Raw genomic sequence first — 18,660 nt, 5'->3', positions numbered from 1 at the left:
CTTATCTGTCCTTTCGCGGGTTGCGGCGCACCAGCATGGTGGCCAGGTAACCCATCGCTTCATCGGCCACCAGGTCGGCCACGCCCGACGCCAGCAGTTCACCCGGCAATCCGATCCGGCGCGCGAACGCGCAGTGATCGGCAATCTTCATCTCGCGCAGCAGGTCGAGCACCCACGGCAGGCGCGTGCCCACCTTCATCAGCACCACGATATCGTGGGTCTCGATTTCGTGGCGCAGCTCTTGCGGCGTTTCCGGGCACGGCAGGATCAGCACGCGCTCCTTGCCCTCGCCCAGCGGCCACGCCAGCGCCGACGCGGCCGCCGCATAGCTGGTAATGCCGGGGAACGTCTGCTGCGGCAGGTCGGGGATGCGCTCGCGCAGGCCGGCCAGCAGGTAGCCGTAGGTCGAATAGGTGAGCGAGTCGCCGATGGTCAGGTACGCGACGTTGCGCCCTGCCCGCAGCTCGACCGCCAGCGTATCGGCCAGCTGGGCGTAATGCTCGCTCAGCACCGACCGGTCCGGGTCCATATTGAACTCGATCTCGCGCAGCTTGTCGGCATCGGGTATGAAGCCTGCGCTGGCCAGGCATTGCAGCGCGACCGAATCGGCAGCCCCACGGGCGCGTGGCGCGTAGATCAGGTCCGCGTGGCGCAACGCGTCGAGCGCCGCTACCGGCACGAAGCCTGCGGGGCCGGGGCCGACGCCGATGCCGTACAGTGTACCGAGCGTCATTGGTGCTCTCCCAGCAGATTGCCGGCCAGGTCGAACAGGCGCACCTCGATGCGGCGCGCCGACGGCACGCGACCGCGCGCCAGCGCCGCGATGCGCTGTTCGATTTCGCGCCAGAAAGCTGGCGCGCCCGGTTCCTGCCTTAATATATCCATTGCTGCTTCCACTGTATTGGCGTTTTCAATTTGCTGCACCATCGCTGGCGCGTATCCCATTTCTGCGGCCACGCGGGCCACGCCGCCCATGGCCATCTTGCTCTTGCTCGAATGCGTGTCCCACCAGCCGTCGAGCACCTTGGCCAGCTTGCCCGGATGGCCGGCCAGCCACAACACGTCGAGCGTGCGCCGTTCTTCCACCAGCACCTGCTCGGTGAAGTCGAGCGCGTCGCCGAGAAAATTCGCGATCTGCACCGTGCGCTTTTCCGGCAACTGCAACACGTCGGCCGCGAATTCACGGCCGATCTTGCCCGGCAGGTAAGCCACGCACTGCTGGCCCCCGGCCAGCGCCACCCGGATGTACACCTCTACCGACGCGATCCAGGTTGCCAGCGACATCGGTTCGACGATGCCGGACGTGCCCAGGATCGAAATGCCGCCGACGATGCCCAAGCGGGGATTGAAGGTCCTGGTGGCGATGACCTCGCCGCCTTCGCAACCGATGGTCAGGTCGAACCCCTGGCCGGACTCCCCCGCCACATCCTGCACCGCCTGGCGCATCATCTTGCGCGGCACCGGGTTAATCGCCGGTTCGCCCACCGCCACCCGCAAACCGGGCAAGGTGGCGGTACCCACGCCACGGCCGGCAAAGAACCGCACTTCTCCGGCATCGTTGCGCCGCACTTCCGCAAAGATGGTGGCGCCATGCGTGTTGTCGGGATCGTCGCCGCCATCCTTGATCACTTCGGCGCGTACAGTCTGCCCGGGTTCCATCCACTCGACCGCCTGGACCGGCACCGACAGGTAATGGGCGCCGTCAGGCAGGCCGATATCGACCTTCGACAAGTGCACGCCTTGCAGCAGCAACCGCAGCGCCGCCTTGACGGCGGCCGTGGCGCAACTGCCCGTGGTGCGTCCGCGCCGCAGGCCGTTCAGGGCCAGGACGTTCAGGTCGAACGGCTGGCGTTCAGCCAGCGACATCGTCCCTCGGCACTGCCGCCTGTTCAGCCGCCAGGCCATTCAACGCATCGATCATCAGGCCATTGACCACGCTGGCTGCCCACGGCGAACCGCCACGCGTGCCGCGATTGGTAATGCGCGGCACTTGCAAACAGCGGCGCAAGTCTTCCTTGGTCTCGCGCGTGCCGACAAAACCGACCGGCAGGCCAATCACCAGTTGCGGGCGCCAGCCATGGTCGCGGATCAGGCGCGTGGCTTCGGCAATCGCCGTGGGCGCGTCGCCGATCGACACCACCACGTCGTTGCCGAACTTTTCCCAGCCGCGGCGGATGCCGGCCGCCGAGCGCGTGATGCCATACTGCTCGGACATCAAATGGGTTTCGCGGTCATGCACGCCGCACCACGTATCGATGCCCAGTTCTTCGAGCAGTGCACGCTTGAGGCCCGTCTGCACCATGGTCACATCGGTGAGGATGCGCTTGCAGCGCAGCAGCGCGCGAATGCCGCTGTCCACGGCGCCCGGCGAAAAATACATATCGTTGACGGCGTCGAAGTCGCCGCTGGTGTGCACCAGCCGTTGCAGGATGGTCAGCTGCTCTGGCGGGAATGGCGCCCAGTCGCGGCCTTCGGCGATGATGCGGAAGCTTTCCGCCTCGATCGGGTGCGGCACGTAGGTCTTGTATTGTGGCTCTGCCACCACCGGCTGGTCCGGCTTGGCGGACAGTGCCCGCACCGCCAGGTGGTGCGCCTGCTGCGGCTCGCCCACCTGCTGTTCGAAGCCGACGATCTGCACGCGGTATTTGCACAGTGAGCAGTTCATCGCGGCGCGGCCGGCCACGGCTTCACGCGCGCGTTCGATCATTACGTCCGCCATCAATGGATGCACGCCCAGGTAGCCGGCTTTCAGCACTTCCACGCCCGGCTCGCGTTCGGCCAGGTCCTCGGCCGCAGCATAAATGCGCTTGACCAGCACGCCGTCGAACAGGAAGAACGGCAGCACCACCACCCGGGCGTAGCCCAGCCGCGCAGCGCTGCGCAAGCCATCGGCCACCAGCGGGCTGGCGGTGCCGGAATAGCACACGTAGGCGGCGCCGAAACCAAGGCCTTCTTCGAGCATGCGCGCCAGCTTGGCCACTTCGCCGTTGGCGTCGGGGTCGGTGGTGCCGCGCCCCACCACCACCAGGCAGGTGTCGGAGCGGCGCACGGTGTTCGGTGACTGCGCTTCGGCCGCAACGATGCGTTCCTGCGCCAGTTGCAGCAGCTTGGGGTCGAGGCTCATCGGCGCGCCGAAATGGAAATCGATCTCGGGATAATCGCGCGCGGCGGCCTGCATTTCGGCTGGCATGTCGTTCTTGGCGTGGCGCGCGGCCAGCAGTACGCCGGGCACCATCGCTACCTGCTTCGCGCCAGCGGCCAGGTTGGCGGTCACCGCCTCGCCGATGGTCGGGGTGGCGAATTCCAGGTAGCCGTGGGTGACCACGTCGTGCGGTGCACGCTGTTTGATCAGCTCCACCAGCGCTTCGAACTCGCGCACGGCGTCCGGATCGCGGCTGCCATGGCCGGCGATCACGATGCCGAACTTGTCGCCACCGGTCATGCGGGTAGTAATCTCAATCACGGCGCGGGCTCGATCTGGCTCGCCATCGGCGCCATGGTGCGAATCAGCATGATGCTCATGTCCGATACTTCGCGCTCGGCGCATTCGGCCAACGTGCCATGCCATTCAGCTTCGGCCCGGGTGAGGTTCTCCCAGACTTCGGTGGGCTGGCTCGGCGGGATGCCCTGCTCGATCAGGTACTTGGCGATATGCCACGGCATGAACGAGCGCGCCGCGTCCCACGGGCACGGAATCACGATGGCGTTGCGCTGGTCTTGCAGCACGTGCACCAGGTGGCGCTTGAACGGCTCCAGGTCGCCACGGCGGTGGAAAGTGATGAACGTGGTCTCGTCGAAGCACACCTTGGCGCGCGACGCGAGGATCTGCGCCGACGAAATGCCGGGCAGCGATTCGACCGGGTGGCCACACGCGCGCTCCACGCGTTCCAGGTACTGGAAGCCGCTGAAGTGGATGTCGCCCATGAACACGACGACGCATTTTTTGCCGGCGTGGTGGTCCACCGCCACCTTGTCGAGCTGCTCGACCTGGTCGCGGTAACCCATGCTGATCACGCGCGCGGTCTCGGGGATCAGGCTGCGCACCACATTGAGCACAGCCTCGAAGCCGGCCACCACGTCGGCGTCACGGATCAACTCCGCACCGCGCTGGGTGAGGTAACCGATGTCGCCGGGACCGGCGCCTATACAAATAATCATTGCTACTCCTGATAACTTTACGAGACCAGCTTCAAGCCAGTCGTGCCCGGACCGTCAGCGCCAGGCTGTCGGCCGATAATTCTTCCAGTGTCAAACACTCGGCGCCCAGCGCCTGCGCCAGTTGCGCGGCGCGCCCCAGGCGCAGGTAGCCGTTCTCGGTATCGATCACCAGCGCCGGTGTACGGCGCCCGGCCAGCAGTTCCGCCATTGCCAGCGACTCGCGCCACGGATCGGCGCCCTCATTGATCGGCACGTTGCCCTTGCCGTCCGTGAGCAGCACCAGCAGCGGCGGATTGCCGTTGCCATTTGCTCCGGCGCGCTGCAAGGTTTCCAGCGCCAGTTGCAGCGCGTGCGGCAACGGCGTGCGGCCGCCCGTGGGCAGTTCGCGCAGGCCCTGCTCGGCCAGGTCCACGCTGCGCGTGGGCGCCAGCAGCAACTCGGCGCGCTGGCCGCGAAACGCCACCACGGCCACTTCGTCGCGCTGCTGGTAGGCGTCGGTGAGCAAATTCAGGACCGCGCCCTTGAGCGCTTCCATGCGCCGCTGCGCCGCCATCGAGCCCGAGGCATCGACCACGAATAGTATCAGGCTGGCACTGGTGCCGACGCGTACCTGCTGGTGCAAGTCGGCGCGCGTGACCTGCACGCCGCCGTCCGTTGCGCGCAGCGCGGCGCTGCGCAACGTGGCGCCGATGGCGATGCTGGTCGGCTGCTCGTTGGGTACCGCGCGCAGCACGTGGCCGCGCGGTGACTGCTGCGCCATGCTGCGGCGGCCGGCGTCGCCAGGCGCAGATTGTGCCTCCACCGAAATGCGCGCGGTTTGACCGCCTGCGGCGGCGGCAAACACCTGCTCATCCTGTTCGACATTCGACTGCTCGCTGTCCTGCGACTGCTGCTCTGCGCCGGACTGCCCGCCGTCTTGCGGTTGCTGGTCGCTGCCTTCGCCATCGGCAGGTGCTTGCTGCGGCGGGGAATCCTGCTCCGCCTGCCGCATCAACTCATCGAGCTTCTCCTGGTCCAGGCCCGGCTGCTCGAACGGCTTGCGGCGACGCCGGTGCGGCAGCACCAGTTCGGCCGCGCCACGCACGTCCTGCGGCGTGACCTGGATGCGGCCAGCCAGCGCGGCGATGGCGCGCGCGGTCTTGTACATCACGATATCGGCGCGCAGACTGGCCACTTCAAGCTCGCAGCACAAATGGCTGATCAGGTCGAGCAGCGCGTCGTCGAGCTTTACTTGCGGCAGCAGCGCCTGCGCGGTGGCCAGCGTGGACTGCAGTGCATCCTGCTGCGCGCGCCAGGTGGCGACATATGATGCGGGATCGGCCTCGAAGCCGATACGGCGGCGGACCACCTCGGCCCGCACCGCCTTTTCGCGCGGCGCCGTCACTTCCACCATCAGGCCGAAGCGGTCCAGAAGTTGCGGGCGCAAATCGCCCTCTTCCAGGTTCATGGTCCCAACCAGCGTAAAGCGCGCCGGATGGCTGACCGACAGACCCTCGCGCTGCACGCGGTTGACGCCCATGGCCGCCACGTCCAGCAGCACGTCCACCAGGTGGTCGGCCAGCAGGTTGACTTCGTCGATGTACAGCAGGCCGCGATGGGCCGATGCCAGCAGGCCAGGCTGGAATGCCTTGTGGCCGCCGTTCAACGCACGCGACAGATCGAGGCTGCCCAGCACGCGGTCTTCGGTGGCGCCCAGCGGCAGCGTGACGAACGGCACCGGCGACAGCGTGGTGACCCGGTCGGACTGGCGGCAGACCTCACAGTGCTCGCACGGCGCTTGCAAGGTGCAGTTGAAGGCGCAACCGGCAACCAGTTCGATCGGCGGCAGCACTTCGGCCAGCGCACGCGCGGCCGTACTCTTGGCCGTGCCCTTGTCGCCGCGTATCAGCACGCCGCCGATGCCGGGATCGACCGCGCACAGCATCAAGGCCTGGCGCAACTGCTCCTGGCCGACGATGGCGCTAAAAGGAAAATTCAATGAAAAATTCATCGGCTACCCTTGACCATTGCGCGGCGTCTCGCCGCGTTCTTCGAGCAGTGCTTCGCTGCGCAGGTACAGCTCGCGCAGGCGCTCCAGGGTTTCCGGCTTCGGCGCCGCCCACATACCGCGCGTGGCCGCTTCCAGCAGGCGTTCGGCAATTGCGTTCTGCGCCCACGGATTGGCCTCCTGCAGGAACTGCTGCATGGCCGGGTCGAAGCCGTACGACTGCGCCACGTCCTCGTACATCCAGTCGTCCATCACTTGCGCCGTGGCGTCGTAGCCGAACAGGTAATCGACGGTGGCCGTCAGTTCCAGCCCGCCCTTGTAGCCGTGGCGCTGGATGCTGGCCAGCCACTTGGGATTGACCACGCGCGAGCGGAACACGCGCAGGGTCTCTTCCTTCAGGTCGCGCACCTGGGCGCGCGACGGGTCGTGGCTGTCGCCGAAGTAATGGCGCGGCTGCTGGCCGCTGAGCGCGCGGATGGTGGCGATCATGCCGCCGTGGAACTGCAAATAATCGTCGCTGTCGAAGATATCGTGTTCGCGGTTGTCCTGGTTGTGCAGCGCGATCTGCACGCCATTGAGGCGGGTGCGGAAGGCGTCGCGCTGGTCCGAGCCCTGGGTGCCGCGCGCGTACGCGTAACCGCCCCAGTTGACGTAAGCCTCGGCGAAGTCGCCATCGGCTTCCCAGTTGCGGTGCTGGATCAGCGGCAGCACGCCGGCGCCGTACGCCCCCGGCTTGGCGCCGAAGATGCGGTAGGCGGCGCGGGTTTCCGCCTCGGCTTGCGCCACGCCCTCGGTCATCAGCCCAGCCAGTTCGGCCAGGTAGTGCTTGCGCACGAAGTTGTGCGTAAGGGGTTCATCGCGCTGGATCACCTGGTTGACCGCGTCGTCCACCAGGTCGATCAGTTGCGGGAAGGCGTCGCGGAAGAAGCCGCTGATGCGGGTGGTGACGTCGATGCGCGGGCGTTTCAGTTCGTCGAGCGGGATCACTTCCACCCCGCTCACCTGGCGGCTCTCGGCGCGCCATACCGGGCGCACGCCCAGCAACGCCAGGATTTGCGCGACGTCGTCGCCGTGGGTGCGCATGGCGCTGGTGCCCCAAATGCTGATCGCCACGCTTTCCGGGTACTCTCCCGACTCGCGCTGGTAACGCTCCAGCACTTCGCGCGCCAGTTGCTGGCCCACGCGCCAGGCCGATTGCGACGGCACGCTGCGTGGATCGACCGAATAGAAATTGCGGCCGGTCGGCAGGATGTGCGCCATGCCGCGCGTGGGCGAGCCGCTAGGCCCCGCGGGTACGTAGCCGCCGGACAGGCCGTGCAGCAGGTTGTCGATTTCGTCGGTGGCGCGGGTGAGGTTCGGCACCAGGTCGGTGCAGGCGAACCGCAAGATCTTGCGCAGGCCGTCGAAGCGCGCCGGACCGGCCGGCTTGGCCAGCGCCGGGGCCAACGCTGATGCAGCAGGCTTCAAGGCCGCCAGCTTCGGACGCGGCTTGCCCATCTGCGACAGCACATTGGCGCTCGCCTTCAAGGCCGGTTGCAACAACGGTTGCAAAAGCGACGCGGCAGGTGTGGCCGCATCGAGGTCGGCAAACACATCTGCCAGCACGCTGTCGATCTGCGTTGCGTCGTAAGCGACTTCGCCCAGCGCCGTGAACAGGCGCAGGCACAGCAAATCCACGGCTTCGAGCGCATTGGCGCGCGAGACCACGGCGCGGCCGGCGATGCGCGCCAGCGCCGGATCGACGTTCAGTCGGCGGCCTTGCTGGTCGAGCAGCATCTCCATGTTCAAGCCGAACAGCTGGGCAATTTCCGCTTGCAGGCCTGGGACGTCGAGGTTCGGCAGGCGCGTGAGCGAGACCAGCATGTCAGGCATTTGCGTGTCGTCCGGGCGGCGGCCCAGGATGTGCAGGCCGTCCCGGATCTGGGCCGAACCGAGTTCACACAGGTAGCCGTCCAAGTCTTCGATCAGGTGGGCGACGTCGGAGCCGCCCATGGCCGACAAGGCGGCCGGCAGTTCGCCGTCGTGCGCGTGATCGTGGTCATGGCCGTGATCGTGGCTGTGATCGTGGCCATGATGATGGTCATGATCGTGGTGATGATGCCCATGCCCGTGGTCGTGGTCGTGACTGAGCAACCGCATCTGCAAATCCGCATCGAGATTGGTCTGCTTGACCAGTTCCCAGATCTGCTGCTGCAACAGCGGCAGCTTGGCCGGATCGAGTACCTCGACCTGGTAGTACTCGTCCACCAGCTGCGTCAGCTGCGCCAGCGCACCGTAGGTGTCGGCCGTGGTCATAGGCGGCGTCAGGTGATCGACCACCACCGCGTGGCCGCGGCGCTTGGCCTGCGACCCTTCACCCGGGTCGTTGATGATGAACGGGTAGAACAGCGGCAGGTCGCCCAGCAGCACATCGGGGAAGCACTCTTCCGACAGGCCCACGCCCTTGCCCGGCAACCACTCCATGGTGCCGTGCTTGCCGACGTGGACGATGGCGTCGGCCTGCCACACATCGCGCAGCCAGCGGTACAGCGCATAGTAGTGGTGGGTGGGCGGCAGGTCGGGTTGGTGGTAGATCGCGTCCGGGTCCATGCCGTAGCCGCGCGGCGGCTGCAGCGCCACGAAGGCGTTACCGAGTTCGATGCCGGCCAGCGCCACGTAGCCTTCGTGCACATAGGCTTCGCCGGGGGCGGCCCCCCACTGCTTGATCATCTTGTCCTGTAGCGCCTGCGGCATCTCGTCGAACCACTGCTGGTATTGCGCTGCCGGCACCCGGCCGGTGGCGCCGCGCATCTGTTCGGCCGTCAGGTAGATATTGTCGTACGAACAGCGGGCGACCAGGTCGTGGATCAGTGCCGTACCGCTCTCTGGCAGCTCGCCTATCGCGTAGCCGGCCTGTTTCATTGATTCGAGGATGCGCATCAGCGATGCAGGCGCGTCGAGCCCCACGGCGTTGCCGATCTGCGAAGCCTTGCTGCTGGAGTTGGTGAACATGAAGGCCACGCGCTTGTCGGCATTCGGTACGCGTTTGAGGCGCGCCGCGCGCCAGGCGATGCCGGCGATGCGCGCCACGCGGTCGGGCAGCGGATCATATTCGACCGCGTCGCCCGGCATGCCGGCAGCACGCGCCTTGAACGACAGCGGCACAGTGATGATGCGGCCGTCGAACTCCGGCAGCACCACGTTCATCGCAGCATCGAGCGGATTGAGGCCGCGCGCGGACTGTTCCCACTGCGGCAGGGTCATGCCGCTGGTGATCGCCTGCAGCACCGGCACGTCGAGTTGTTCCAGTACGCCCACCGACCAGCCCGCCGGCGTGGGGCCGCCGGGCGTGATCTCGCCCATGGCGAACGACGTGGTGTTGATCAGCACATCAACATGGGCCTGCGTGATACCGTGGTCCACGGTGCCGAAGTAACGCAAGGCGTCAGGCAGCTTGCCATCCCCCGATCCAGACCGCAGCGAGGCGGTAAACACCGGCAGCACATTCATGCCGCGCGCTTCGAGTGCGGTCAGCAGCGCGTCGATGAAGCGGGTATTCCCGCTCATCCAGTGGGCGCGGTAGAAGACGATGCCGACGCTGGGGCGCTGCGGATCGGCCAGCGCCTGCCAGTCAGCCAGGCCGGCGCCTGGCGCCAGGTCCGGGTGGTAGATGCCGTGGTCCGGCAGCGCAAGCGCCGGCTCGAAGCCGAAGCCGGTCAACAGCAAATGGTCGGACAGGAAGCGCAGCAGCTGCGCCAGGTTGGCGCTGCCGCCGGCGCGGAAGTACTGCAAGGTCATGTCCAGCACGTCGGAACGCACGGTGGACACTGCCGCCAGTTCGGGATCGGGTTCGCCGGTGCCGCTGACGACGACCAGGTGCCGCCCCTGGCGGCGCGCGTGCTCGACCAGGTCGGAAAATCCGGGCACGCCGCCCAGGCGGCCCAGCACCCGCACCACGATCACGCGCGCCGCGCGCAGTTCGCCGTACAGCAGTTGCGCCAGCGTGGACTCTTCCCCGAGCGCTTGCAGGTTCACACCCATGACCGGGCCGAAGCCTTCGGGCATTTGCGCCTGCGCCTGGTGCAGCACGGTCAGGTCGTTGGAGGCGTGGGTCAGCAGCGCAAGCTGTGAAAAATTCGGATGGTCGGTCATTTCGGTCCAGGTTCGCAGGTGTCGCCCACGCCCAGGCGGTGGAACACCAGGTCGGCGACTTCGCGCCCGTTCAGCAGATGCTCGTGGACGATGCGCTCGGCGTTGGCTTCGTTTACGCGCTGATACCACACGCCTTCCGGGTACACCGCCACCACCGGCCCCTCGAAGCGGCACGCCACCATGCAATGGGTGCGGGTACGCTTGACGGCCAGCTCGGGATGTTCGTCGATCACCTTGCCCATGTGTTCGAACACGGCCTGTGCGCGGCCTTCTTGCGGCTCGCAGCGCGGACCGACGCACATGAAGATGTGGCGGTGGTGGGTTCTCATGAATCAGGCGAACTTTTTGTAGAAGTAGCCGGTCAGGCCCCCGAGGGCCAGCCAGAACACCGCATTGGCCAGCGCGGTGGCGATGATGAACGAGCCCACCAGGCTTTCCGGCGCTGCCATCGAATGCATGGGCGGTTGCGGCGCGCCCACCAGGTGCGGCACCAACAACAGCGCCACGGCACCCACCTTGAACCAGACGTTGCGGCTCCACGCCAGTGCGCCGATGGCGACGGCGGTGGAGAACGCGGTGCAGATCCACCAGGCCTGGCGCGCCGAGACCGGCGCCGCCAGGGTGCCCGGCAGCTCGGGCGGCAGTCCGAGCGACGGCGCGATGAAGAACACCGCGTACGCGGCCGCGCCCCACAGCATGCCGCTGCGCCAGGTCACCGGGCGGCCGCGCAGGCAGATCACGGCCGCCAGCAGCAGCGCGTAACCGACACCCATGCTGACATCGGCCAGCGCCGTGTAGGCGGTGCGCTCGATACCGTCTTCGGGCTCCCAGCCGCCGTGGCTGTGGGCCTCTGCCGCCGCGCCGTGGCCGCCATGGCCATGCTCGTGCGGCGCAGTGCCGGCGGCATGCGCATGTTCGGCAGCGACAGGAGCGGCAGGAACCACGACAGCAGCAGAGTCCTGGGCCTTTTCATACACCTCGGCCTGCTGAATGATCGGGATTACCTGCAGGTGCTGCACACCGGTCAGCAGCAAGCCGGCGATGATGCCGGCGGCAGCAGCGGTGCGCACGATGCCGTTGAAGATGCCGGCCGGCGCCGCAGCGCCTGGCCCGGTGCGGCTTAGTGACACGGGAAGCCCGCCGAGTGGCGGCTGTCGTGGGCAGCATTGTGCAGCGCTTCCATCGAGGCGAAACCGGCGCCGAACAGCAGCACGGCGCCAAGACCGGCGGCGCACAGCGCCGGGATCATTTTTTCGCGCAGCGTGGATGTGGCGGGACGGCTGGCAACTTCGGCGTGGACGGTAGTAACTGGGGTGACGGGCATGATCTTCCTTCCAGGTGCGTGGAGACGGTACGCGGGGAAGGAAAGCGGGGAAGCGGCCGGGATGCATCGACAACGGATGGACAGCACGGCGCAGCACTCACCCGTATCGCCCTCCGCAATACAAACGTGTTGACAGCTACTGGCTGGTTTCCGGGCTGACGAGTGGATCGCTCCTGGCAGTGCGCCTTCCCATGCTTGCGCACAGTGGCTGATTGCACTTCCTTGACCTCGACTACCGTTGCGGGGGCAGCGCCGGCATGGCCCTGGTCGGGCGCACCGGCTTCCCATTTAAATATGCGGAACCGGGATCACACCCGACGTCCGCGCATACCAGAAGCTTTGACTACCGGCGAAGTATAGGGGCGGCAAAGGGGAATTGCAAGGCGTTAGCCGTCTACCGGAGCGCCGGGCGTGGGCAAGATCAGCTGGTAAAACGCCAGGTCCAGCCAGCGCCCGAACTTGAACGCCGCATGGCGCACGGTGCCGGCATGGACGAAGCCCAACTGCTCGTGCAGGGCGATGCTGGCGCGGTTGTCGGCGTCGATGCCGCCGACGATGGTGTGCAGGTCGGCCTGCCCGGCCGCCGCGATCACCTGTTCCAGCAGTGCGCGGCCCAGGCCCTTGCCGCGCTGGTCGGCGCGCACGTATACCGAATGCTCGACCGCGTACTTGTTGGCCGGGTAGCCGCGAAAGGCGCCATAGCTGGCAAAGCCCAGCAGCACGCCACCGGCGTCTTCGTACCCGAGCACCGGATAGCCGCCGGCGCACTTGGCGGCAAACCACTTGTTCATGGTCTCGAGCGTGCGCGGATGGTATTCGTACAGGGCCGTCGAATTGGCGATGGCGTCGTTGAAAATGTCGAGGATGGCTTGCGCGTGGCGCTCTTCGGTACAGCTGACAAGGTGCATGGTGACTCCGTGAAAGACAACCGTCATGATAGTCGAAAATATCGCCGCTACAACGGGCGATGGGACGCCATCCACGTCGCTTCACTTATTATCTTGCTTTCCAGACACAGATTTGATGCGGTGATGTAACATTGAGGGCAGCCAGATGGACCGTCAGCAGCCACCGTAGACACCGATGCCATTCAAAACCATAACAACCATGCGTGCACCCTCGATCCGATCCCGCCTGCTGTACCTCGTAGTGGCGTGCATCGTGCCCGCTGCACTGATGGCGATTTTGTTGATCGGCTACGACTACACCCAGGCGCGGGCGGCCTTCATCACCGGCGCCATGGCCACGGCGCGCGCCAACGCCATGGACGTGGACAAGGAGTTCGCCACCGTGGAGGCGGCGCTGCGCGCGCTGGCCACCTCGCCCGACCTGGCGCGCAGCGACCGGCAGGCATTCTACGCGCAGGCGCGCGGCCTGGCCGCCTCGCAGCACATGCTCAACATCGTGCTCGAAGACGCCAGCGGCCAGCAGTTGATCAATACCTTCATCCCTTACGGCGCCGCGTTGCCCCCGCCAAGCATGGGGAACGTGCTGCAGTTCGTCCAGAAAAACGACGCCACCGCGATTTCCGACCTGTTTATCGGTGCGGTCTCGAACCGCAATATCGCGTCGGTCAGTATCCCGGTGCGATACCTGCCCGGGCGCCCGGACCTCATCGGCGCGCTGAATGCGACCGTCCCGGTAGAACGCTTCAACGCCCTGCTGGCCCAGCAAAGCTATCCCGAGCACTGGATTGCCAGCATCCTCGATCGCGGCGGCAAAGTGGTCGCGCGTAGCCAGGACACGCAGCGCTACGTCGGCCACAAGGCGCTGCCAGAAGTCATCGACCATATGCGTGCAGGTTTTGAAGGGGTGATCGAAACCAACACCCTCGACGGCAAGCCGATACTGGCGGTGATGACGCATGCGGGCGACTCGCAATGGACGGTCGGTATCGGCATTCCGATCGAGGTGCTCAACGCCGAACTCAATCGCAAGCTGCTGGTGCTGGTATTGGCGACCGCCACCCTGCTCGCCGCCAGCCTGGTACTGGCGTGGAGCATCAGCAACCGCATCACGCGCGCCATCGGCGCGCTGGTGGCGCCGGCCATGGCGCTGGGGCGCGGCGAAGCGGTGGCAGCAGCCAGCTACGGCTTGCGCGAGGCCGACGAGGTGGGCGTGGCGCTGGTCGATGCGGCGCGCATGCATGCGCAGGCGCGCCACCAGGCCACCCACGATCCGCTCACCGGCCTGGCCAACCGCGCCATGTTTTGCGAGTTCCTGGAGCGGCAGGTAGAACTGTGCGCGCGCACGGGGGAGCCGCTCTCGCTGCTGTACCTTGACCTGGACTCCTTCAAGCAGATCAACGACACCTACGGCCACGCCGCCGGCGACCAGTTGCTGACCGGCGCCGCGCTACGCCTGCGCGAGGAGTTGCGCAAGTCCGACCTGGCGGCGCGGCTCGGTGGCGACGAGTTTGCCGTGATCCTGGTGGGCTGCGACGCCGCAGCCACGGCCACCGTGGTGGCCAAGCTGGAAACCCGCCTGGCCCAGGCGCATCACATCGAAGGTTACGAGCTGGTGGCAGGCGCCAGCATCGGCGTGGCAATGCTGGCGCCCCAAGGCAGCGCCCAGCAGCAGCCGGTCAGCGCCACCGACCTGGTGGCCGATGCCGACGACGCCATGTACCGGCGCAAGGCCGAACGCAAGCTGGCCGCAAAAGCTCAATCCTTGCCGGCTGCTTCGATGTAGATCTCGTCGGCACAACCCTGCACCCGCGCCGGCGCCGGCTGGGCATTGCCCACCATGGCCGCCAGGTCGCGGTCGGTGCCGAATTGCAGCGGCAGCGACACCCGGATCTCCTGCAAGTATTTGCGCTGGCTGCACACGAGCGTGAGGCTATCGGCCACCTTCTCGCCATGGCGCGCTTTGACGCGCGCGAAGAAGTCGTCCACGCGGATGCTCTTGCCGGTGCTGCCGAGGATGATCTTGCCCACTTCCGAATCGTTCACCACCCGCACCGCTGATACCGCCTTGATGAAGTAATCGTCCGGCGCCAGTTCCTGGCACTTGCCATGCTTGTTCCACTCGTAGGCGCCGAAGGTGCGCTCGTAATAGAAGTTGGGCATCCACGGCGCTATTTTTGCGATGGTGTCCTTCGACAGCGAGAACTGCTGGCCTTCGCAACTGCCGTAACGGGTGCCGCACTCCTTCTTGTTGGGCCACAGGCCATGCAGGCTCAGGGTCTTTGCCTCCAGTTTGCCGCCGTTCATGGCATCGCATTCGGGCTTGCTGCCCTTGAACGGGAAGTGCTCGCAAAAGCCGGGCTGCCAGGTTACGGCCAGCACGTAGCTGTCCTGGCGGTTGGCGATGCTGCACGAGCCGCCATCGGCGGCCGGATCGCTGCCGCGCGGCGGCCGTGCCGAGCGCGCTTCCATCGGTTCCAGCACCGCTGCGCCGCAGTCGCGCTGCACCCAGCGCAGCTTCGGCTCCGCACCCGGCACTTCCACCCGCACCCAGTCGTAGTCGGCCTTGTTAATCTCGCGCACCGTATAGCCCTTGCCGGCCGCCAGCTGCGCAGCGCCGGGATTGGTGCGCTTGGCGAACGACGCATAGGCTTCGCAGCTTTTGCTGGCGGTGAACGTGCCGCTGGCCGCTTCGCTGGCAGCGGCGCCGCCAGCCAGGCAGGCCAGCACAAAGGTGACAGTAATTCGCAACATGGAGAGCTCCGCAAGAAAGGTTGGCGGCATTGTAGCCGAGCCTGCGCGGGCCAAGGCCGGCGTTGTCGATTAGCCACGCGATCAACAAAATGGTAGCGCATGACATTTTGCGGAATCTTTCTGTTGACAATATCTTGGCAACGCTTCTACACTCAAATGGTCGCGGTACCATAAAAAACACAAGACCGTGGCAGCTAACAAAAAGCAGTCAAAAAAACCATTAGGAGACAGCAATGCCCAGCACCTTCACCCCTACCGGCGGTGGCCGCCGCACGCCTGCCCGCCTGGCCTGCGGCCTGACCATGATGGCCGGCCTGGTGGCCCAGGCCTATGCCCAGCAAACGCCTCCCGCCACTGCTCCCATCGACGAAGCGACGATCCAGAAGGTGGAGGTCAGCGGCTACCGCAACAGCCTGATCTCGTCGGCCAAGGACAAGAAAGAAGCGGTCGGCTTCCAGGACTCGATCAACGCCGAAGACTTCGGCAAATTCCCGGACAAGAATATCGCCGAGTCGCTCAGCCGCATTCCCGGCGTGGGCGTCTCGCGCGATGTCACCGGCGAAGGCATGAACATCCAGATTCGCGGCCTCGGCTCGAGCTTCACCAAGATTCTGCTCAATAATGCGCAGATCGCGGTGGCCTCGTCCGGCCCGGTCGATGGCCAGAACAGCAACCGCGAAGTCGATCTCGACCTGCTGCCCACCGACCTGTTTACCAAGCTCACGGTGAGCAAGAGTCCAACGGCGAGCATGCTCGAAGGCGGCGCCGCCGGCGTGGTGAACCTGCGCAGCGCGCGCCCGTTCGACAAGGAAGGCCGCACCGTGGCCATGAGCGTGACCGGCACGCGTAACCAGATCGCCGACAAGACCGGCGGCCGTGGTTCGCTGCTGGCCAGCCAGACCTGGGGCAAGACCTTCGGCATCCTGGGCGGCATTTCGGTGTCGCGCCAGGAAATCCGCACTACCGGTTTCGAGTCGGTGGGCTGGACCAATCCCAACCTGAGCGCCACCCAGAACACCTCCCCCACCCGCAACAACACGGGCGGCGGCAACTGGAATATCCCGGCCGTGGTGCCGGCCAACGCCGGCAATGGCCTGGTACCGGGCACGGTGATCGACCAGGCCTTCCTGCTGCAGCACAATCCGGGACTGACCATCCAGCAGATCGACAACGCCATCCTGCCGCGCCTGGGCCGCACCATGGACTACTTCGGCACCAAGGACAAGCTCTCGGCCATCTTCAGCAGCGAATACCGCCCCACCGACGACCTGCACTTCTATGTCGACACGATGTACAGCAAGCGTGACGACAAGGCCCAGCGCGTGGCCTACAACTGGGCCGTGCGCAACAACGGCGTGATCCCGCTCAACATGACCGTGGACCGCAGCGATTGCAGCGCCGGCTGCACCGTCACCGGCGGCACGTTTGCCAACTCGCTCAACTTCATCGAATACGGTCCGCGCCATGACAAGGTGGACCTGCTGGGCATCAATCCGGGCATGGAGTGGACCATCACGCCCAAGCTCAAGCTCGATGCCCAGGTGAACTACACGCGCAGCCGCTTCTCGCACGAGGCGCCGACCGTGATGCCCATCACGCCGGCCAACAGCGGCAATACGACCACCTATGACAACAACGGCGGCGGCATCCCGAACATCACGTCCAGCCTGGACCTGAACAACCCGGCCAACTACGCCTGGGCCGGCGGCCGCGTCAACATCGCCAACGAATTGCGCGAAACCCGCACCAAGGGCGCCCACGCCGACCTGACCTGGGGCGACCGCGCCTTCAACATCAAGGCCGGTATCGCGTACGACGACATCAATCGCCGCATCCGCGCCCAGGAAAATTCGGCCGCATGGCAGGCCGCCGTCTGTGGCAACAACCCGAGCGTGCTGCTGGCCGGCCCCAATGGCGGCCCTGCCTGCGACGGCGCCAATACGCCGGGCGCCAGCGCCGCCGCGCTGTACCCGGGCTTCGGCACCGGCTACACGGCCGGCCGTACCGACGCCCTCACCTACGGCGGCTCGCTGATCCCGCAAAGCGCGCTGGCCAGCTACATCGTGCCGGGCCCTTACGGCCGCCCGATCATCGACTGGGACCGCTTCCGCAAGGACTCCAACTACGACACGTACAACAAGAACGCGCCATTCGCCATGTCGTCTTCCACCGGCGCCAACGCCGGCTTCATCGCCGAAAAGAGCACCGGCATCTACACCGAACTCAATGGCGAAGCCAAGCCGTGGGGCCTGGACCTGCGCTACAACGCCGGCATCCGCTACGTGCGCACCCGCCAGCAGGTCGGTTCGTACAACTCGTTCTCCGATCCGCGCAACGCCAACCTGCCGCTCAACGGCAGCAAGTACCCGAACGTGGACCAGTGGGTATACCAGGACACCACTTACAACAACACGCTGCCATCGGCCACCGCCGCCCTCAACCTGCGCAGCGACATCGTGGCCCGCGCCGCCGTCTCGCGCAGCATGACGCGCGCCGACCCGAACGCGCTGCGCCCGGGCATCAACTTTTCGTCGCCGTCAGCGGACATCGGCACCATCGGCAACCCTACCCTGAAACCCTACCTGTCCGATAATATTGACCTGGGGCTGGACTGGTACACCGGCCGCGAAGGCTATATCAGCGCCACCGTGTTCCAGAAAAAAGTGGACGGCTTTACCGCCAACGAAAACCTGACGCTGCCGTTTTCCGACCTGGCCGCCTACGGCATCACTTACAACAACCTGTCCCAGAATCAGCAAAGCGCGCTCAACGACCGGGGCGGTCCAAACGCCGCCACCGTCGTCATGACACGCACCCGCAACGCCAGCGGCAAGCTGCGCATCCGTGGCCTGGAGCTGGGCTGGGTGCAGCCGCTGGACAAGCTGCTGCCGTTCAAGGGCCTGGGCTTCAACGAGACCGTCACCTTCATCACCCAGCGCGCCAGCGGCGAAGGCAGCGAAGGCTTCGTGGCGCTCGGTGTACCGAAACGCACCAATAACTTCTCGGTCTTCTACGAGAACTATGGCTACTCGGCGCGCCTGTCGCACACCTTCTCCAAGGGCAGCCAGGTCTCCACCGGCAACCAGAACGGCATCACGCTGGCCAACCTGTATGTGAACGACTACAAGCAGATGGACTTCTCGTCGAGCATCGACCTGGAACAGGTGATGGACCGCGACGGCTGGCCGACGCTGACCTTCGATATCGTCAACCTCAACCGCGACGCCAAAAAGACGTACTTCCAGTTTTCCAACGCCCGCTTCACCGAGTACGCCCCCGGCCGCACCTACTCCTTCGGCCTGCGCAAAAAGTTCTGATGTGTCGCTCCCTGCTCCTCCAAGAGCAGTTTATGGGCACCGTCGCCGGGTGGCGGCGGTGCTTCTTTTTTGACCGATTCCAAG

Annotated in this window: 13 protein-coding genes and 1 riboswitch; of the genes, 2 read left to right on the top strand and 11 right to left on the bottom strand. The window is 66.0% G+C overall.

Going from position 1 to position 18,660, the window contains the following annotated elements:
• Position 1: 1 nt before the first annotated feature.
• The 10 genes from cobI to DUPY_RS05790 all read right to left on the bottom strand — a co-directional run bounded on the left by cobI (position 2) and on the right by DUPY_RS05790 (position 12,508).
• Complete coding sequence (gene cobI, locus DUPY_RS05835) at positions 2-733, bottom strand: precorrin-2 C(20)-methyltransferase (protein WP_070246889.1); 732 nt, start codon at positions 731-733, stop codon at positions 2-4.
• Positions 730-1,866 (bottom strand): cobalt-precorrin-5B (C(1))-methyltransferase CbiD, encoded by a 1,137-nt coding sequence (gene cbiD / locus DUPY_RS05830; protein WP_070246888.1) that lies wholly within the window; start codon positions 1,864-1,866, stop codon positions 730-732. Before cbiD ends, cobI begins: the two co-directional genes overlap by 4 nt.
• A complete protein-coding gene (locus DUPY_RS05825) occupies positions 1,853-3,442 on the bottom strand; it encodes a precorrin-8X methylmutase (protein ID WP_070246887.1) in 1,590 nt (529 codons plus the stop codon). The genes cbiD and DUPY_RS05825 overlap by 14 nt, the downstream gene beginning before the upstream one ends.
• A 17-nt stretch (positions 3,443-3,459) precedes the next feature.
• Entirely contained in the window at positions 3,460-4,158 is a 699-nt protein-coding gene (locus DUPY_RS05820) for a cobalt-precorrin-7 (C(5))-methyltransferase (RefSeq protein ID WP_070246886.1), read from the bottom strand.
• Between the two features lie 31 nt (positions 4,159-4,189).
• The gene (locus DUPY_RS05815) at positions 4,190-6,148 is read right to left on the bottom strand and encodes a putative cobaltochelatase (protein WP_070246885.1); all 1,959 of its coding nucleotides are present in this window, start codon (positions 6,146-6,148) and stop codon (positions 4,190-4,192) included.
• A 3-nt stretch (positions 6,149-6,151) separates the two neighbouring features.
• Positions 6,152-10,276: a cobaltochelatase subunit CobN gene (locus tag DUPY_RS05810; RefSeq protein WP_070246884.1), complete on the bottom strand. Its 4,125-nt coding sequence runs from the start codon at positions 10,274-10,276 to the stop codon at positions 6,152-6,154.
• Positions 10,273-10,605, bottom strand: coding sequence for a (2Fe-2S) ferredoxin domain-containing protein (locus DUPY_RS05805; RefSeq protein ID WP_070246883.1), 333 nt, complete (start codon positions 10,603-10,605; stop codon positions 10,273-10,275). The genes DUPY_RS05810 and DUPY_RS05805 overlap by 4 nt, the downstream gene beginning before the upstream one ends.
• 3 nt (positions 10,606-10,608) lie before the next feature.
• Complete coding sequence (locus DUPY_RS05800) at positions 10,609-11,406, bottom strand: CbtA family protein (protein ID WP_084640560.1); 798 nt, start codon at positions 11,404-11,406, stop codon at positions 10,609-10,611.
• Complete coding sequence (locus DUPY_RS05795; RefSeq protein WP_070246882.1) at positions 11,397-11,600, bottom strand: CbtB domain-containing protein; 204 nt, start codon at positions 11,598-11,600, stop codon at positions 11,397-11,399. The genes DUPY_RS05800 and DUPY_RS05795 overlap by 10 nt, the downstream gene beginning before the upstream one ends.
• A 124-nt stretch (positions 11,601-11,724) precedes the next feature.
• Positions 11,725-11,933, bottom strand: a riboswitch (cobalamin riboswitch).
• A 53-nt stretch (positions 11,934-11,986) separates the two neighbouring features.
• On the bottom strand, positions 11,987-12,508 hold the full coding sequence (locus DUPY_RS05790; RefSeq protein WP_070246881.1) for a GNAT family N-acetyltransferase: 522 nt from the start codon (positions 12,506-12,508) through the stop codon (positions 11,987-11,989).
• A 175-nt stretch (positions 12,509-12,683) separates the two neighbouring features.
• On the opposite strand from DUPY_RS05790, the gene DUPY_RS05785 reads away from it, so the two are divergent.
• The gene (locus DUPY_RS05785; RefSeq protein WP_084640559.1) at positions 12,684-14,291 is read left to right on the top strand and encodes a sensor domain-containing diguanylate cyclase; all 1,608 of its coding nucleotides are present in this window, start codon (positions 12,684-12,686) and stop codon (positions 14,289-14,291) included.
• On the opposite strand, the gene DUPY_RS05780 is transcribed toward DUPY_RS05785, so the two are convergent.
• Positions 14,264-15,259, bottom strand: a complete 996-nt coding sequence (locus tag DUPY_RS05780) for a ribonuclease T2 family protein (RefSeq protein WP_070246879.1) — start codon at positions 15,257-15,259, stop codon at positions 14,264-14,266. The two genes, DUPY_RS05785 and DUPY_RS05780, sit on opposite strands and share 28 nt — an antisense overlap.
• A gap of 233 nt (positions 15,260-15,492) precedes the next feature.
• Between DUPY_RS05780 and DUPY_RS05775 the strand changes: the two genes are divergently transcribed.
• The gene (locus DUPY_RS05775) at positions 15,493-18,576 is read left to right on the top strand and encodes a TonB-dependent receptor (protein ID WP_084640558.1); all 3,084 of its coding nucleotides are present in this window, start codon (positions 15,493-15,495) and stop codon (positions 18,574-18,576) included.
• Positions 18,577-18,660: the final 84 nt, after the last annotated feature.

The organism is Duganella phyllosphaerae (assembly GCF_001758785.1).
Lineage (GTDB): Bacteria > Pseudomonadota > Gammaproteobacteria > Burkholderiales > Burkholderiaceae_D > Rugamonas > Rugamonas phyllosphaerae.
The sequence above is the reverse complement of the archived record's forward strand: the minus strand, read 5'-3'. Positions and strand labels throughout refer to the sequence as shown.

Excerpts from the sequence above, each read along its gene's own strand:
- cobI (WP_070246889.1), bottom strand. The coding sequence starts at position 733 with ATGACGCTCGGTACACTGTACGGCATCGGCGTCGGCCCCGGCCCCGCA.
- cbiD (WP_070246888.1), bottom strand. The coding sequence starts at position 1,866 with ATGTCGCTGGCTGAACGCCAGCCGTTCGACCTGAACGTCCTGGCCCTG.
- DUPY_RS05825 (WP_070246887.1), bottom strand. The coding sequence starts at position 3,442 with ATGACCGGTGGCGACAAGTTCGGCATCGTGATCGCCGGCCATGGCAGC.
- DUPY_RS05820 (WP_070246886.1), bottom strand. The coding sequence starts at position 4,158 with ATGATTATTTGTATAGGCGCCGGTCCCGGCGACATCGGTTACCTCACC.
- DUPY_RS05815 (WP_070246885.1), bottom strand. The coding sequence starts at position 6,148 with ATGAATTTTTCATTGAATTTTCCTTTTAGCGCCATCGTCGGCCAGGAG.
- DUPY_RS05810 (WP_070246884.1), bottom strand. The coding sequence starts at position 10,276 with ATGACCGACCATCCGAATTTTTCACAGCTTGCGCTGCTGACCCACGCC.
- DUPY_RS05805 (WP_070246883.1), bottom strand. The coding sequence starts at position 10,605 with ATGAGAACCCACCACCGCCACATCTTCATGTGCGTCGGTCCGCGCTGC.
- DUPY_RS05795 (WP_070246882.1), bottom strand. The coding sequence starts at position 11,600 with ATGCCCGTCACCCCAGTTACTACCGTCCACGCCGAAGTTGCCAGCCGT.
- DUPY_RS05790 (WP_070246881.1), bottom strand. The coding sequence starts at position 12,508 with ATGCACCTTGTCAGCTGTACCGAAGAGCGCCACGCGCAAGCCATCCTC.
- DUPY_RS05785 (WP_084640559.1), top strand. The coding sequence starts at position 12,684 with ATGCCATTCAAAACCATAACAACCATGCGTGCACCCTCGATCCGATCC.
- DUPY_RS05780 (WP_070246879.1), bottom strand. The coding sequence starts at position 15,259 with ATGTTGCGAATTACTGTCACCTTTGTGCTGGCCTGCCTGGCTGGCGGC.
- DUPY_RS05775 (WP_084640558.1), top strand. The coding sequence starts at position 15,493 with ATGCCCAGCACCTTCACCCCTACCGGCGGTGGCCGCCGCACGCCTGCC.